The following is a 16,204-nucleotide window of genomic DNA, read 5'->3' on the forward strand; positions in this document are numbered from 1 at the left end:
CCCTCCATGACCGCCATGGCCGCGCCCGTGCTCGCACCCTCGGGCGCCATAGGCGTCGTCACGATCGCGGGGCCGCTGGTGCGGCTGACCGAGGCGCGCATGGAGGAGCTGGCCGAGGCTTTACTGGCGACGGCCGATGAGATACGGGCGGCCAGTGGGGGGGTCGGCTATGTTCAAGAAGAGGGCTTAGGGGTTGGCGGCCTAGCGGCTTGGAGCCGAGGCAAGCAAGGCCTTGGCTTTTTCTAGCTCCGCATGCTGAGGGGCGTCATCGCGATGCCTCAGCAGATCCATCAGAACGCGCCGCTATCGGCCTTGATCTTGGGTAGCCGTGCTCGGCGCGGCACTTTCTCATTCATCAGCGCCAGGCCGATCGTGTCTTGCCGCGTGTCCAGCAGTTGGTCCAGTGACCCCAGCCCCCCTAGCACCTGAAGCGTCCGTGCCAGGTGTTGCAGCGCGGTGCCGGGGTGGCCCGCCTCCATGCGCCGCACCGTGTTTACCGACGCGCCTATGCGCTCCGCCAATGCGGCTTGGGACAGGTTGCGGCGCAGCCGCGCCAACGCGATGTTTTGGCCAAGGCGTTGAAGGGTCCGGTCAACTGATTGGGGGATGGGGGTGGTCATAAATTAGTGTCCAAATATGGATATTTAAAAATTCTAAAACACTAAATATGGATGCTTGCCGTACTTTAGGGTGAGGAGGTCGATGACTGCTATACGGGCCCCTGAAGCAATCCATGCTGCATGTGTTCTCAACTTTGCTACAAGCGGCATTGCCAGCCTGGACACTTAGGCTCAAGCCCTCCGGCGCTGTGAAGCTCGCCGCACGCTTACGTGCAAACCGCGCGCAAACGCGGCTTCAGCATGATCATCGCAGTCTTCTCCCTCTCCATGACCGCCATGGCCGCATCCGTGCTCGCGCCCTCAGGCGCCATCGGCGTGGTCACGATCGCGGGGCCGCTGGTGCGGCTGACCGAGGCGCGTATGGAAGAACTGGCGGAGGCTTTGCTGGCGACGGCGGATGAGATTCGGGCGGCGAGTGGGGGGGGCGGCTATGTTTAAGAAGAGGGCTTAGGGGTTCTTCGGATAAATCGGGCGACTTCGAACGAAACCGTCTTCAGCGGGGTCTGGGCGTTTGTTTAATATCGGGCTAAAAAAGTCTGAAGATTTTTGCTTCCTGCAGATATAAATCCGGCTCATCAAGTTGTTGTAGCGAAGACCCTCCTGAAATACACTTCGGAACAAAGAGGCCGCATTGGCCCAGAAGGGATGGCCGTGAACTTTGTGCGAAGCAAGATGGCTAAAGACCATGCCTACGACCATAGGCATGATTGAAACTCGCAATTCGTACATTGACGCGATCAATTTCGGTCGAGCCACGATTGCCGCTCTCTCGTATGTGAATCAGACTGAGGCACGAGAAGTGCATATCATGCGCCTATCCACAGCCTTCCGAAGAGCAGGAATTTCGACTTCACTTAGATACGCCTTGAGCGTTCTAACGATGTTGCGCGAAGTTGAAAATCTAAATCAAGGGTACTGGCAACCGACGCCCAATAGGGTAGTCGCGATCGATCACTCCTTGTATTTACTTGTATCGATCTCCCCTACTTTGGAGCTGCAGAGGCACTTGGCCTCAGTACGGAATCTCGGGCGCATACGAACTATCGATAAGGCTGAGTCGCATATTTTCCCCTCACAGGCCTTGGACCATTGGCTTGGCAAGCCTCCCGCTTCTACGTTGACGTGGACTGAGGACTTCATCAGCTTAGCCAAGAAGACGTTACAGCCAACTCGTTATAGCGGGAGCATCGAATTTTTTGATATCTACCGCAGTAGGACGGGGATATGGTGTCCCAAGTGGAGCGAATCGCTCCCTGCTGAAGTGAGGGCAACTGACGGCATAGTTTTGGCGAGACATCGACTTACAGCCACAAGCAATAAGTATTTTGTTGCTCAGGTGTCAAAGGGCCAAGTTTGGGCTGAGAGTAATTTACCCGTTGATGCAGAGAGATTGCAATTTGGTTTGGCTGGCTTAGAAGGAAAACGAATGGGATGCCGAGCGGAAAGAAGAGGAGGGTCCTGTGCTTACCAATTCAACTTTCAGTTGCCTCGCCAAGAACGTCGCCTACTTCTTGCACTGGCTTCCCGCCAGCCCAGCATAGGGACGCGTTTGTACTTAGTAGAAGGTCTCGGAGCTAATAACGCAATAAGAAATAGATTTGATGCCTTAGGCATTGAAATAGGAGACGTGTGATGCAAGGGACAAAAGTGTATTCCGTGAGTACCGTATTTGAAGGAATTAGTAAGTCGTTTCATCAATACCTAGAAGCTCAGTACCATATTTGGGACGAGGGATTGATTGCGGAACGAAAGGCGCTACTCGATACAGCTGGGGTGACTTTTCAAGATCCTAGATTGGAAGCCACGCCGTTCTATGGATCTGCAAAACCGTACGCGGAACTGGAAATACCTTTAGCCGCTCAAAAAATCCTTACGCTAGCGTCAACACGTCCGCTCACCGGAATCTACGCTCGCCCGTATCAACATCAAGCGGAATCACTTCAATGCTTCCTAAAGGATGGCGGAGAGGTGATCGTGGCGACGGGAACAGGTTCTGGAAAGACGGAAAGCTTCTTGATGCCTATTCTTGGATCGCTGGCCATTGAATCCACGGCGCGACCAGAAGTTTGGGTGAAACCAGGAGTACGGGCGCTTCTGCTCTATCCCATGAACGCTCTAGTGAACGACCAATTGTCTAGGTTACGTCGTTTGCTTGGAGACGAAGAGATTGCCAAATCGCTGAGAGGCGGTAGAGCAGGGAACGCAACGTTTGGCATGTACACGAGCCGCACCCCGTACGCTGGCTCATCCAGTCCAGGAAAAGATAAGGACCGAATTGATCCACTGTTAGCACATCTGTTTAGCAACTTGAATGAGGGGGCTGAGCAACGACTGAAATCCGAAGGCAAATGGCCCGCAAAAGACATTCTTAACTTTGCGGCGAATAATTATCGAACACAAGAATTTGATTCGGAGCTCCTTACCCGACAAGAGATGAGAGCTCGTGCTCCCGACCTGCTTATTACCAATTACTCGATGCTCGAGTACATGCTTCTGAGGCCAATTGAACGACCTATTTTTCAGCAGACTGCTGCGTGGCTAGCCGCTGATGAGCGCAATAAGTTCACGATAGTTCTCGACGAGGCTCACATGTATAGAGGATCGAATGGAGCGGAGGTGGCTTATTTACTGCGGCGACTTCACTCTAGGCTCGGAGTTCCGCGGTCTCGTATTCGTTACATCCTCACCAGTGCAAGTTTGGGTTCAAGTAACGAAGCAATTAAGAAAGTCAAGGAGTTTGCGAGAGATTTGACGGGGCTCGCTGATACCTCCAAAAGCTTTACGGTGATCTCTGGAAAGCCACTTGTGAAAGTAGGTGCTCGACCAGCTACTCAGAGTGAGGCGAATGCACTGTCCCAATATCAATTTTCGTCATTGCATGAGTTGCATATAGATTCCGAAAAAGCCACGATCGAGCTTAAAAAACTTTTCGATGATCTGAAATTCCCCGTCAATGACGACGAGATGACAGTGGAACTTCTCCGTCATGCCGTATATCAGTGGTTAGCCCAGTTCGGTCCGGCCAGTCTCGCCTCGAATATCTTAAGTAACTCTCCCAAAACTATGGAGATGGTTTGTGCTGAGGTATTCCCTTCAGGAAGAAATGCCCATCAGTCGATGGAAAGCCTAATCTCACTCATGTCATTTGGTAGGGATGACGTGAGTGGAAAAGTCTATTCCCCCGTCCGAGCACATCTATTCTTCCGTGGCCTGCCAGGACTGTATGCGTGTGTTAACCCTGATTGTTCGGTTCGCGCACAAGGCAACTCTAAGCCATCATTGGGGAAAATGTACGCAGAGCCACGGCTGCGCTGTGATTGCGGCGGACGCGTATATGAACTGTTAACCCATCGGGATTGTGGCGCGGCTTTTCTTCGAGGCTACGTCAGCAGCGAGACAAAGGATTTCCTTTGGCATGAACCTTCAAAAGGTTTATGGAGCGACCGCCATCTGATGGAGGTTCATCTAGGAGTAGAAATAACCAGGCACGACTCTCACACAGCGACCGTGGGTGCCAGTAAAAATTGGCTGCATATTGGGACAGGCAGAATTATAAAAATCCCTCCGAGTGGCTCAGATGCGAAAGGCTATCTAGAAGTAATTCGCCCCGATTTCCCGATACAAGATAAGGGGAGATGGGTCCTTTCCTTTGATCGTGAGTGCCCCGTATGCCTTAAAAAATGGCAAGGCCAATCCAAAATAATGGATTTGGCAACAAAGGGTGAAGCCCCGTTTGCGCACTTAGTCAAAGAGCAGGTGGCTCTTCAACCCCCTACCCAGCCGGCATGTGCCCAGTCCCCAAATGAAGGCAGAAAATCGCTGTTATTTTCCGATGGCCGTCAAAAGGCGGCACGCCTGGCTAGGGATATACCAAGGGAAATAGAGCAGGATGTTTTTCGTCAGCTACTGCTGATGGCTGCAGAGCGACTAACGAAAGAAAAAATCGAGCCACTGCTGAATAAATCCATCTACATCGCATTTATCGATGTCTTGGCCTCAGTAAGTTTGCAGTTATTTGACGGCAAAGATCGTCATATTGTTCAAACGGCTGTTGCTGAATACATCGAATGGCATGAAGGAGATCTAAGAGGGGCGCTTCAAGATATCGATCTGACAGCACCACCTCGATTCAGCGCGCAGTTACTTAGGCAATTGGGATCAAGGTTTTATAGCGTGGCTTCATTGACTTTGGCATATATGAGGCCATCTGATAAAGCCCTGGCCAATTTGGCGAAAACTCTCGACAGACTTAAACCCGACGAGATCGTCGCTCTTTCCGTTGTTTGGCTTCAAGGGTTGTCGAACGAGTTTGCCTTCGACCCGGCAATACGCTCTGGAATACGTCTAGAAGCTGCGGGATATCCAGTGGGCATCCCCACAGCCAAAGGCTTCTCAAAACGACAGGAGGTGTTCTTAGCTGAACGTGGAATTTCGGTGCAGCCTATCAGGGACGCATTCAGTAATTTCCTCGCCGCGAAGGACGAGAACGGAAACTTCTATATCCATCCGGGACGGGTGAGGTTGGAAGTGGCCGTGAAAAAAAATTGGTTTCAATGCCTATCTTGTACTGCTACAAGTCCCGTATCTTGGTGGAACGCCTGCCCTAATTGCCAAGCGAAAAATATCACATCGGTGAACCCGGAAGATTCCGCATATCTTCGGGCCAGGAAAGGATTCTGGCGAGACCCGGTGGTTCGAATTTTGGAGGGGAAGGCGAAACCTATGAATCTCAATGTTGAAGAGCACACCGCTCAACTTTCTCATCGAGATGCTGATGGACCGAGCACGACTACGGAAGACTTTGAGAGGAGATTCAAGGATATTTTGGTGCGAAACGGAGATATTTCAATTGACGTCTTGTCTAGTACTACGACTATGGAAGTCGGTATTGATATCGGCTCTCTAGTTGCCGTGGGGCTTAGGAATATTCCGCCGCTGAGGCAGAACTATCAGCAACGAGCCGGGCGGGCGGGTAGACGGGGTGCGTCTATGTCCACGGTAGTTACGTACGCCCAAAACAGTCCTCACGACAATCATTATTTTAAAAATCCGGAAATAATTATTTCCGGTGATCCAGCGATGCCCGGAGTAGATACCAAAAACAGGAAGATTGTCGAGAGGCATGTACGGGCTCAGTTGATACATGCTTTTTTTATTGGGCGAGAGGGTAGCTCTGTCACTGGAAACATTTTCTCGATGCTTGGAGACACCTGGGCTTTCTTTACAGGAGAAGGCGATTTTTCCTTGAGGTCCCTGGTGGAGTGGATCGAGAAGTCGACAGACGCAGAGAAGGCTTATGCCGAAGTATCGCAATGGCTTCCGGTGGAGCTGGGTATTGATCCACGCACCGTAGCGAAGGAGTTTTGGGAGGTGCTTCATGCCGATCGGCCTTTAACTGAGGACGAAATCGACCAGGCGGATGAATACTTAATCGAGTATCTGTTTAGTCATGGGCACCTACCTGCGTACGCATTTCCCAGAGATTTGTGTGCGTTGCAGATCGAGCGAGATGGAAATGTCACCGGTCGTCCGCAGGTGCCCATACTTCAACGGCCGCAACAGGGACTAAACATCGCGCTAACCGAATACGCTCCTGGACGGCTAGTGGTAGTAAATAAGAAAACTTACCGAATTGGAACGGTGGCCGCTAGCAGTGGAAGTGCAGACGTGAACCGAGCGACACGGCTCTTTGCCGGAAAACGTAGCTATGTACATTGCGACTCTTGCCTGTTCACGGCAGGCTTTACTCATTCAAACTCCAACGCGACCAAATGTCCGCTGTGTGCAAATGGAAAATTACTGTCGGTTTCCGTGATCCAGCCGGAGGTGGTCTTTCCAGAGGGCGGAAGAGAAATTGATGAGTTCGATGATGAGCAGGTTTATAGCCAAGCAACCTCTGCGCAGTTGCCGCTACCTGAGGGCGCGGCACCTTTTGCTTGGGAACTAGTATTGACAAATGCGAAACTGGCAACTGCGCGGGACCAATCAATGGTGATGGTGAATAAAGGCGCAGACGTAAATGATGAGGAGGGGTTCTGGGTATGTCAGAAGTGCGGGAAAACTTCACTCACCGGGAAGCCACTGGGACCACACAAACGCGACTACAGGGTTCTGCCGAAGAAAGGCGAACCAAAACCTTCGGTTCAATGTGATGGTGAAGGGGAGCGCGTATTCCTAGGCTACTCGTTTTCCTCGGACATTTTACTTTTCAGAATTGATATAAGCAAAAATGTCAGATTTGATCCCGTTGATTCACGCCTAAAACTACCTATATCTGACGCGCTTCAATCGTTCTCTGAGGCTTTGGTTTTGGGCATAAGTCATACGCTCGATATCGACATAAGAGAGGTCAGCTCTGGATATCGATTTGTGCGGCTTGGAGACTCACAATACGCGGCAGATATCTTCATCTTCGACACCTTATCAGGCGGAGCCGGATATGCGACGCTTGCGGGAAAGATCTTTCCTAAAGTGTTGGATGCGGCAAAAAGCGTGCTCGAAAAATGCACTTGTTCAAGCTCTTGTGATAAGTGCTTGCGGCACTACGGAAATCGCCTGCATCATCCGGCCCTAGATCGTTTCCTTGCCCTAGAGCTTCTTGAGTATCTTTCCGTTGGCGCACTGCCTAAGCAACTTAGTAATTCGGAGCAAAGAGTTCTATTAAAGCCGCTGCGAGATCTGCTAGAGCTGGCGGGCTGGGTCAACAATGAGAAGACTTCGACACCCCTTCAGATGTCGAAGAACGGAGAGATTAAAGAAATCTTCCTTGGGCCCTCACTTGTCAGTCCGAACCTTTACGGATGGCCAAATGGAACACAGAAGGGACGATTGCTATTCACTCCATACGAGATTGCGAAAGACCTGCCTGGCGCATATGCGGAGGTTGAATGACCGCCAAAGTAATCCGTTTAGATGCGCAGAAGGCAAGTCTAAAAAGAAAATTGAGAGAACATCTCAAATCTTTGGGGTTTACGAAAGATGAAAACGGAGCCTTAGTTCCTCCCTCGATGACTAAAGAGAGCTACCGACTCGTCCATGCACATCATCGACAGCAAAAACTTAAGGATTCAGCGAAGTGGATACGAAATAATGCGGAGGAACTCATTGGGCATTTTGCCTCAGGTAGCGATATTGATGTCGCATCCATAAGGCCAAGCCTGCAGCTGGTTCCTGGAGATTCAGCGGCAAGTGATCTATTCAGGCTGGCCAGCATGAACTGGCAGATACCGGTGTCTGATGGATATGGTCGACGTTTGAGGTTCTTGGTCTGGGACGAGCACAACCATAAGCTCATGGGGTTAATCGCTCTTGGAGACGCGGTTTTCAACCTCAAAGCGCGGGATACGAAAATTGGATGGGACCACCTTCGCCGGAAGGATGCTCTTGTCCATATGATGGACGCTTATGTTCTAGGCGCGGTCCCTCCCTATAACACTTTGTTGGGAGGGAAAGTCCTAGCATCCTTAATTCGCACTAAAGAGGTAGTTCAGGCTTTCGACGATAAATATCGTCAAACGAAAGGACTTATTTCAAACAGAAAAAAGCGGGCCAGGCTGGTTGCGGTGACAACAAGCTCTTCGTTGGGGCGATCTTCAATCTATAACCGTGTGGCGCTAGATGGGAGGAAAATTTTAGAGCCAATAGGATATACATCCGGCTGGGGACACTTCCATATCTCAGATTCACTATTTGAGGACTTCCGTAGCTTTCTGAGTCTCAATAAAGATCCGTACGCTGACGGATTCGATTTTGGTCAGGGACCCAATTGGAGGATCAGAGTTGTTAAGCGGGCCTTAACCTTACTCGGACTTAAAGAGGATCTGGTTCAGCACGGCATGGTTCGGGAAATCTACTTATGTGAAATTGCCAAGAATGCGAGGCAATTTCTTTGTGGTGATGAGCCTGTACCAATTTATGAAGATTTGCCTAGCATTGATGAAATAGGGCGGAAAGCTGTGAACCGATGGATGGTTCCCCGAAGTGAGAGGAGGCCAGAGTTTAAGCAGTGGCGAGCTGAGCAGTTTCTGGATGTTATCGGCCCCAATGTGCTTCAGAAAATCTATAAGGAGAAGACCCGGAGTGGAATGGGCTCTTGATCAGTTGGGTAACCATGTTCATGCCACCACCTCAGGCTACTTTAGCCTGCGCCTGCTATGTCCCAGTTGTCGTGAGCCAGTTTTCCGTCGCGCGGGGCAATACAGACGAGCTAGCTTCGCTCACTTCAGTTACAGGGCCAAGCCTGGTTGTGAACTCTACACGCCGGGGCAGTCACCATCTTCGACATCAAACCCCGGACCCGCACTATCTACGCCGAAGACGCCACGCTTTGCCAGAAGTCGCTTACTAGCACGTTGGGACATCGACGGACGACTGTCATTGAGTCTTGTTCTGCCAAAAACTAAAGGTGGAGCAGAAATTCAGGGAACTCTTCGTGTTTCTGGTGATGCTGGAACAAAGTTCATTGAACACAAGCATTTGTCCAACAAGCAGGCTATTCCCCTTCGTCTCAGCTTTCCGCTGATAGATATAAATGGAACAGGCCAAATGGCTAATCTTGCCGATGAGCTGCTATCCCTTGTTGGCCAAGTTAGAAATGGCATAAATCTGTTCCACGCCATCGAAGACGGCGGCGAACTCCTAAGTTCGCAAGAACCATTGGAGCTCGGATGTAACTACGTTCTTATTGCGCCAACAAAGCAGCCGATGCCGTCTGACGATTCCCAAATACGACTGGTGAATAGAGCGTCATACGAGGGGTGGCAAATGTATGAGTTTCAATTACCACACGGCAATTCCGGTAGTCAACTGCAGTTGGTCAATCACGCATCAAATTATTTCAGGAGGCAAGTGAGAATTGAATCTCCTCGAGTATTTCTGGTTGACACGCCTCATCACTATGAGTGGGATGGCACAGCAGTTTTCCCTGAAGGTGACTCTGCGATAAGAGTTCGTCGAACCGCAAGTATTGAGTGCGATATTTATAGTCACGAAACGCAAGGGGTAGGGCCGAGCATTACTTGGCTCGATGATGAATTTGGTGAGATCAGGCGCAATCAAGAACTAAGCATTGCATTGTTCTGCGGTCAAAGAGAGCAACTTTCTATTAGGACGGAGAGCTGTCTCCTTTACGCTCCCGAAGGCGTGCGAGTCACTGTAGATGCGGCAACGCTGGAGCTATTCGATGAGGGTCTTCCCGCGATTGTTGGGAAAAACTACGAAATAGACGTGAACATTCGATTTCCAAGTGTTCGAGTAATGTCATTCGCGAGCTACGAAAAGACTGCCTGGAATACGGATGGCCTGACTATTAGTAGCCGTTGGCGAGAAGGAGTCTCTTCCGTTCGTGCGGGGAATTTTGGGTTACTGAGTGCTCCTGAGGTTCCGTTCTTCCAACCAAGAGCTGTGCTACCGAATCACGAGCAATTGTGGCTCTCAGGCATCAGATCACGGCATTCGTCAATCTCAGTTGGTAGTCGAATCGTTGCGAAAGAACGGGACGTCTTGGATGACGGATTCTCACTCAATAAAAATTTCCGTCCACATATTCAGTATCTAAAAAAGAAGGATGAATTGAAATGACTTATGGCGGAATAGATCGGAAGCGGTTTGAATACTTGTTAAGTGTTGGGACGGAAGAATTCGAACTCAGAAAATTTTTTGAGGACTCCCGCATCGAGCTAATACGACTAGGTGCCAAAGTTCAGAATCTCCCAAAGGGAAACCAGGCCCGGGTTAAGACTCTTGCCGCGGAATTGCCGCCAAAGACCGATTCCGTTGTGCGTTCATGGTTTAACAAAAATCTAACGTTGATAGATCCCATTGAGCCAGAAGGACTGGTCGATGAGTTCAAGCTCTATGAAGAACTTCAAGAAGAACTATTGCCCGATGAAGCGCGTCGCTTGGCACGTTCTTGCTTGATTCATCTTTTCGGAAATAGTCCGCCCAACTATCTACTAGATTTCTTAAAAACGCACCTTGGGGCTCCGCAGGGAAAAAGGCATAGTGCCGAAGCCGCTATACAGTTTGCTAAACCGGTGATTGGCGAGGCCGCCATCGACATAATGCCTAGCCTTCCGCAGATTTTTGTGTCATTGCTCAATGGGAATGACGTGGAGGGCTTTGTTAGCGGGCTACCGGCCAAGCTTGCAACATTTGTCTGTGGTTTACAGGCCGCTAAATTGGGGCGATTTAACGAGGCGAGGTCTGCGCTCGATGAATTGTCCCAGGATCTAAGTCTCCAAAAAACTCTGGAGGATTACCTCAGGGCGACGGAATCTAGGACAAAGCTTAGCGATTCTGCAAGAGGGTTTCATGTTCAGGAACAAATGGGTTTTTCTGGTGACCAATTAGAGGAAACCGATGAGGTAATGGCCTATTGCACTAATGCAAACTGGCCTAGCCCGGCGTTCTTGCAGCCGGTTGCGGTCGTGAGAGGTGGCCAAGCTTTTTTTATTCGAGATGGAGATGCGCAAGTCCTATTCCCTGAAACGGGTAACTTGATATCTTTCAGTGGTACCGGTCGGCCTAAACAGCCGGTGCGAGGAGAGGTTGGTGTTTGGAGGGTCGCTGAGCATGATACTGACAAGCGAACTCGATATCACATAGCGTCAGAAAAAAGGCCAATATACGTCTTAAGAATGGTGCCTTTTCCATCCACTGATCCTGATGCCGTTCGGCATTATCTTCAACAGAATCATGTTGCTAACCAGTCCTCAATCACGCCAAGCATCTATCAATTGCTTGATGGCCTAATTGTTTCTGCAAGACCAGAGCGAAGTGATCTATCCAAGGCTGAATCGTTTGAACTCGGACTCCTAGCGTGGAACTCCCTATCGGTAATTAGACTGGATGGTCGACTTCTCATATTGGGTCCATTGCCGACGGAATCATCGCTATATGAGTGTGCTGACCTGGGGTCGTTGGTAAAAGCCGTTTTCCGAAATAAGTCTGGTATTGGTGCGCTCAACAAAACTCAATTAAGGGAGCTGGCGCAAACTGTTGGAAGCCTCGACTCTCATTTAACTGGTCAACGTATTGCGAGGCTTGAAGTTGAATTGGAAAGGTTGGCCAACGATGAAGAGGCCTTGGAAACTGTTATTGAGCACTTAACGCTATTGCCGCAAATTTCTGTCAAGGTGGATGCGGTCGTCGAAGCGCAGAGTCGACAAAAGTTGATGCAGAAGAACGAGATAGACGCTGAGATTTCTCGGTTGCAAAAAGAGCGATCGGATTGGGAAACCAAAGTGCAAAAACAGAAGGAGGAGCATCGTAAGCTTAAAGATGAGACCGCCAAAATAGTTAAGACAACCTTTGACAAGGTAAAGGCTGAAGGATTGTTGAAGCTTGTGACAGAGGCATCCATTTACACTGAACTTTCATCTCGCAATAGTCAGGCCGTTGGAACTGATAACGCGCCTGATCGTGCACTTATGGCCGGGCCACTTCGAATTTCTATTGGAGAAGTCTTATCAGGCGATGCCGTTGCAGTTCTTCGTGACTTCGGTGTTACGAAGCGGAAGGCCACCGCATTCGTTGCTCTTACCGATCTTGCTTTTTCTGCCGGCCTGCCAATCATTCTTTCAGGCGCAGTTGCAAGGCCAGCGACCATCGCGTGGATTAAGTCGAGAGGGAGGTCATGTGAATGCTTCAATGTGTCCGTAGGAATCATTGAAGATTTGGTAATTTCCGCATTTTTGAATGAATCGGATCTGCCTGACAGCATGCTTCTGGTTGATGCGAACCTTTCGGCGCTAGATTTGTATGGCAGGTCATTATCGGACCGGCTCACGACTCGCCTAGCGTTAGGACAGGGGGCATTCTGCCCTTCAGTTTTTCTTGTCAAGTCTATTGAGCTTGGATCACTGCCAATTCCCAAATCGTTTTCGAGGATTGGAATTGAAATTGACTTTGATCATGATTATTCTTTTAAAACCGTAATTGAAAACCTTGATGAAAGTGAAGGAGAAACTCTGCCCTCACTCCCTACGCTTGAGTATCTCTGGCCGCCCGCAAGAGCAAGTCTTCAAAAAGAGTTCGAGAAACTGGATGTAAGGACTAAATCGCTGGTTGTATCGATACTTGACTCATCCTCACTTCCGGATTGACAGAAAATAGATCAAGCATATGCGTGGTAACCGCGGTCTCACGAAAGGCTTATGCGGGGTATCCCCGGCGGCTAACCCTCCGCCACTCCCTCAGCCCAAACTTCCCCGCGGTGCATCTCCACAATCTGCTTCACAGTCACCAGCCCGATCCCGGTCCCCTCAAACTGTGAACTCGAATGCAGGCGCTCAAACACCTAGAACAGTTTGTCGGCGTACGCCATGTCAAACCCGCACCGCTGTCGAGCACAGGAGTGGTGGCGGGCTTGGTCCCCGAGAAAGAGATCAGCTCCCTGCTTGGCCCGCCCTCCCCACAAACGGAATCGCCCCCTCCACCGTCTCCCAAATAAACCGCCCCGAGGGACTGCTTTGCTCCTCGACGATGTGCGACACCAGCCCCGCCGCGCGTGAAATGACGGCAAAGCCGCGCATCACGGCGGTGGGCACCCCAATCTCCCCCAGCAGCGCCGCGACGGCGCCGGTTGCGTTGATCGTGATGGGGCGGCCGGCGGCTTCATCGACGGCGGCGGAGAGCAATTCCAGTGCGCGAATCTTGTCGCCGGCCAGTTCTGGTTCGGCGCGCGCCAGGTCCAGCAGCTTGTAGGCGCGCGGGTCTACGGGTTTGTGCAGGTGGTGGCCGAAGCCGGGGACCGGGCTTTTGAGGCTTTTGTAATGCCGGGCGATGGCCAGGGCTTCGGCCTGGGGGTCGGCTGCGGCGCTGATGCGGTCCAGCAGGCCTGAGCAGTTTTCCATGGTGCCCACAAACGAACTGCCCACGGCCAGCAGGCCGGCGGCGACTGCGCCTTGCAGGTTTTCGGGGGCGCTCATATAGATCAGGCGGGTGGCAATCGCGCTGGGGGTCAGGCCGTGTTCCATCAGGACGATGAGGACCACGTCGGTGATGCGCAGGTCCACGCCGCGCGGCGCGCGGTTCAGGATCTGCATCAGCATGACTTCGGTAAACGTCTTCTTTCCCATCAGGTCTTGCACCAGGTCGGCGCCGCGGTAGTGCAGGCTGGTGAGGGTGTGGGTGCACAGGCCGGTGACGGGGGTGACGGGGGCGGCGGTGGTGGATGCCATAAAAACTTTCAAGAGGAAGAGGCGGCTGCGGCGCCGGCGGCCAGGGCGCGTTCGCGCACGGCGCTTTTGAGGACCTTGCCGACCGGCGACCTTGGCAGGGTGTCGTAGAAGTGGATGTGTTTGGGCGTCTGCACCGGGCCCAGGCGTTCGCGCACAAAGTGGATCAGTTCGGCCTCTGTGGCGGCGGGCTGGCCGGCGCGCAGTTGCACGGCGGCCTGCACGGCTTCGCCCCATTTGTCGTCGGGGATGCCGAAGACGGCGCATTCGTGCACCGCCGGGTGCTGGCCCAGCGCGTTCTCGACGTCGACGGGGTAGACGTTGAAGCCGCCGGTGATGACCATGTCTTTGAGCCTGTCCTTGAGGTAAAGGTAGCCGCGCCCGTCGATGAGGCCGCGGTCGCCGGTGTGCAGCCAGCCGTCCACGATGGTCTCGGCCGTCAGGCCGGGCAGGCGCCAGTAGCCGGACATCAGCAAATCGCCGCGCGCCACGACTTCGCCGACTTCGCCGGTGGGCAGCAGCGTGCCGTCAGGCGCCATGACGGCGACGTCGCTGAACCAGGTGGCGCGGCCCACGGCGGCCCAGTTGCGTTCGTCCTCAAAATCCTCGGGCCGCATCACCGTCAAAATTTGCGGCGCTTCGGTCTGTCCGTAGGTGGTGCCCAGCACGGGGCCGAAGAAGTTGCGGACTTCGCGGATTTTTTCGGGGGGCATGGGGGCGCCGCCGTAGATCAGGCGGCGCAGCTTCGGGAAGTCGGCGCGCGATGCGCGGGGCAAGGCCATCAGCATGTAGACCAGCGTGGGCGGCATGAAGCTGACGGTGCCGCCTTTGTCCTTGAAGGCCGCGCGCACCGCTTCGGCGCCGGCGCCGGCCAGGATGATGTGGCAGCCGCCCTGGGCCAGTATGGGCAGCAGGTAGGTCGAGGTGCCGTGGGTGACGGGCGCGGCCACCACATAACGTTCGTGTTCGTCGAAACCCCAGGCGTGGATCTGGTTGCCGATGCTGGCCAGCCAGGCGCGGTAGGTCTGCATCACGCCCTTGGGCGCGCCGGTGGTGCCGCCTGTGAACTTGATGGCCTGCGTGGCCTGGGGCGGCAGTTCAAACACGGGGCGGGGCGCGCCCGCGTACCGCGCGCTGAGGCCGGCCAGGGTGGGCAGCGGGTCGTCGCCCGCGGCCTGGCAGTAAATGCGCGCGCCCGGCGCGCCTTCAAGCAGCGGGATGCAGGCGGCGTCCAGGACGATGATGGAGGGCTCGGTGGCGTCGACGTTGCGGCGGATTTCCGCGCGTGTGCTTTTGGGGTTGAGCGGCACCCACACCTTGCCGCAGGCCAGCACGGCCAGCAGCGCGACGATGTGCTCGGTGCTGTTGCCGGCGCAGATGCCGACGCGGCTTTGCGGCGCCGGGTCCATGTTGACCAGCGCGGCGGCGAAGGCCGACACCCGGGCGGCCAGGGTGTCGTAGCGCAGCGTGCCTTCGGGGGCGTCGATGGCGATGCGCTCGGGCCAGCGTTCGGCGGCGCGCCAGAAAAAATCAATCGGGAACATGCGGGGTTGTGTCCTTGTCTTCGGGCTTATTCGGGCCGGGCGCCGGACTGCTTGACGATTTCGCGCCAGCGTTTGGCTTCCGACGCGGTCCAGGCGCGCATCTGCGCGGGGCTGCCGCCTTCGGGCGTGGCCGCGAGGTCCAGCAAGCGCTTGCGCACCTCGGGCATGGCCAGCACCTTGTTCAGCTCGGCATTGACTTTGTCGACCACGGATTTGGGCGTGCCCGTGGGCCCGGCCAGGCCGAACCACGATTGCACGTCAAAACCCGGAAAGCCCGACTCGGCCACGGTGGGCACGTCGGGCAGCAGGGGCGAGCGCTGGGCGCTGGTGATGGCGATGGCCCGCAGCTTGCCGCCGCGCACGTGCGGCAGCGACGAGGGCGCGTTGTCGAACATGGAATGCACCTGGCCGCCCAGCAGGTCGGTCAGCGCGGGCGCGCTGCCGCGGTAGGGCACGTGCATCATGGGAATCCTGGCGACCGACTTGAACATCTCGGCCGAGAGGTGGATGGACGAGCCGCTGCCCGAGGTGGCGAAGGTGACACCGGTTGGCGAGGTCCTGGCGAACTGCACGTAGTCGGCCACCGTCTTGATGGGCAGCTGCGGGTTCACGACCAGGATGTTGGGCACCTTGGCGATCAGGCCTATGGCCTCGAAATCCTTGAGCGGGTCGTAGGACAGCTTGTCGTACAGCGAGGCATTGATGGTGTTGGCGATGGTGTAGACATAGAGCGTGTAGCCGTCGGCCGGCGCGCGGGCGACGATTTCGGCGCCCAGGTTGCTGTTGGCGCCGGCGCGGTTGTCGACCAGCACGGGCTGGCCCAGCTGCTTGCCGAGCTCGGCCGCGACGATGCGCGCGACCA

10 protein-coding genes are annotated in these 16,204 nt (G+C 53.7%); 6 read left to right on the forward strand and 4 right to left on the reverse strand.

Annotated elements, in window-relative coordinates; all coding sequences use genetic code 11:
* Positions 1 to 6 precede the first annotated feature (6 nt).
* A complete protein-coding gene (locus tag ACLV8F_RS11930; RefSeq protein WP_411884436.1) occupies positions 7 to 246 on the forward strand; it encodes a hypothetical protein in 240 nt (79 codons plus the stop codon).
* 44 nt (positions 247 to 290) lie between these two features.
* On the opposite strand, the gene ACLV8F_RS11935 is transcribed toward ACLV8F_RS11930, so the two are convergent.
* Positions 291 to 620, reverse strand: a complete 330-nt coding sequence (locus ACLV8F_RS11935; protein ID WP_411884437.1) for a helix-turn-helix domain-containing protein — start codon at positions 618 to 620, stop codon at positions 291 to 293.
* 240 nt (positions 621 to 860) lie between these two features.
* Here ACLV8F_RS11935 and ACLV8F_RS11940 point away from each other — a divergent pair, with 240 nt between their 5' ends.
* The 5 genes from ACLV8F_RS11940 to ACLV8F_RS11960 all read left to right on the forward strand — a co-directional run bounded on the left by ACLV8F_RS11940 (position 861) and on the right by ACLV8F_RS11960 (position 12,724).
* A complete protein-coding gene (locus ACLV8F_RS11940) occupies positions 861 to 1,058 on the forward strand; it encodes a hypothetical protein (protein ID WP_411884438.1) in 198 nt (65 codons plus the stop codon).
* A gap of 1,218 nt (positions 1,059 to 2,276) precedes the next feature.
* Entirely contained in the window at positions 2,277 to 7,511 is a 5,235-nt protein-coding gene (locus ACLV8F_RS11945; RefSeq protein WP_411884439.1) for a DEAD/DEAH box helicase, read from the forward strand.
* Positions 7,508 to 8,716 (forward strand): Druantia anti-phage system protein DruA, encoded by a 1,209-nt coding sequence (locus ACLV8F_RS11950; protein WP_411884440.1) that lies wholly within the window; start codon positions 7,508 to 7,510, stop codon positions 8,714 to 8,716. Before ACLV8F_RS11945 ends, ACLV8F_RS11950 begins: the two co-directional genes overlap by 4 nt.
* 280 nt (positions 8,717 to 8,996) lie before the next feature.
* Positions 8,997 to 10,199, forward strand: a complete 1,203-nt coding sequence (locus ACLV8F_RS11955; protein WP_411884441.1) for a hypothetical protein — start codon at positions 8,997 to 8,999, stop codon at positions 10,197 to 10,199.
* Positions 10,196 to 12,724 carry a hypothetical protein gene (locus ACLV8F_RS11960; protein WP_411884442.1) on the forward strand — a complete coding sequence of 843 codons (2,529 nt, stop codon included), beginning with the start codon at positions 10,196 to 10,198 and terminating at the stop codon, positions 12,722 to 12,724. Before ACLV8F_RS11955 ends, ACLV8F_RS11960 begins: the two co-directional genes overlap by 4 nt.
* Before the next feature lie 282 nt (positions 12,725 to 13,006).
* On the opposite strand, the gene ACLV8F_RS11965 is transcribed toward ACLV8F_RS11960, so the two are convergent.
* From ACLV8F_RS11965 to ACLV8F_RS11975, 3 genes are all read right to left on the reverse strand, one after another.
* On the reverse strand, positions 13,007 to 13,801 hold the full coding sequence (locus tag ACLV8F_RS11965; protein WP_411884443.1) for a citryl-CoA lyase: 795 nt from the start codon (positions 13,799 to 13,801) through the stop codon (positions 13,007 to 13,009).
* Between the two features lie 8 nt (positions 13,802 to 13,809).
* Positions 13,810 to 15,342: a class I adenylate-forming enzyme family protein gene (locus ACLV8F_RS11970; protein ID WP_411884444.1), complete on the reverse strand. Its 1,533-nt coding sequence runs from the start codon at positions 15,340 to 15,342 to the stop codon at positions 13,810 to 13,812.
* Between the two features lie 26 nt (positions 15,343 to 15,368).
* The coding region (locus ACLV8F_RS11975; protein ID WP_411884445.1) for a tripartite tricarboxylate transporter substrate binding protein at positions 15,369 to 16,204 on the reverse strand (836 nt) is incomplete at its 5' end.

Source organism: Polaromonas sp. YR568, from assembly GCF_943369675.1.
Taxonomy (GTDB): domain Bacteria; phylum Pseudomonadota; class Gammaproteobacteria; order Burkholderiales; family Burkholderiaceae_C; genus Polaromonas.

Excerpts from the sequence above, each read along its gene's own strand:
- ACLV8F_RS11930 (WP_411884436.1), top strand. The coding sequence starts at position 7 with ATGACCGCCATGGCCGCGCCCGTGCTCGCACCCTCGGGCGCCATAGGC.
- ACLV8F_RS11935 (WP_411884437.1), bottom strand. The coding sequence starts at position 620 with ATGACCACCCCCATCCCCCAATCAGTTGACCGGACCCTTCAACGCCTT.
- ACLV8F_RS11940 (WP_411884438.1), top strand. The coding sequence starts at position 861 with ATGATCATCGCAGTCTTCTCCCTCTCCATGACCGCCATGGCCGCATCC.
- ACLV8F_RS11950 (WP_411884440.1), top strand. The coding sequence starts at position 7,508 with ATGACCGCCAAAGTAATCCGTTTAGATGCGCAGAAGGCAAGTCTAAAA.
- ACLV8F_RS11960 (WP_411884442.1), top strand. The coding sequence starts at position 10,196 with ATGACTTATGGCGGAATAGATCGGAAGCGGTTTGAATACTTGTTAAGT.
- ACLV8F_RS11965 (WP_411884443.1), bottom strand. The coding sequence starts at position 13,801 with ATGGCATCCACCACCGCCGCCCCCGTCACCCCCGTCACCGGCCTGTGC.
- ACLV8F_RS11970 (WP_411884444.1), bottom strand. The coding sequence starts at position 15,342 with ATGTTCCCGATTGATTTTTTCTGGCGCGCCGCCGAACGCTGGCCCGAG.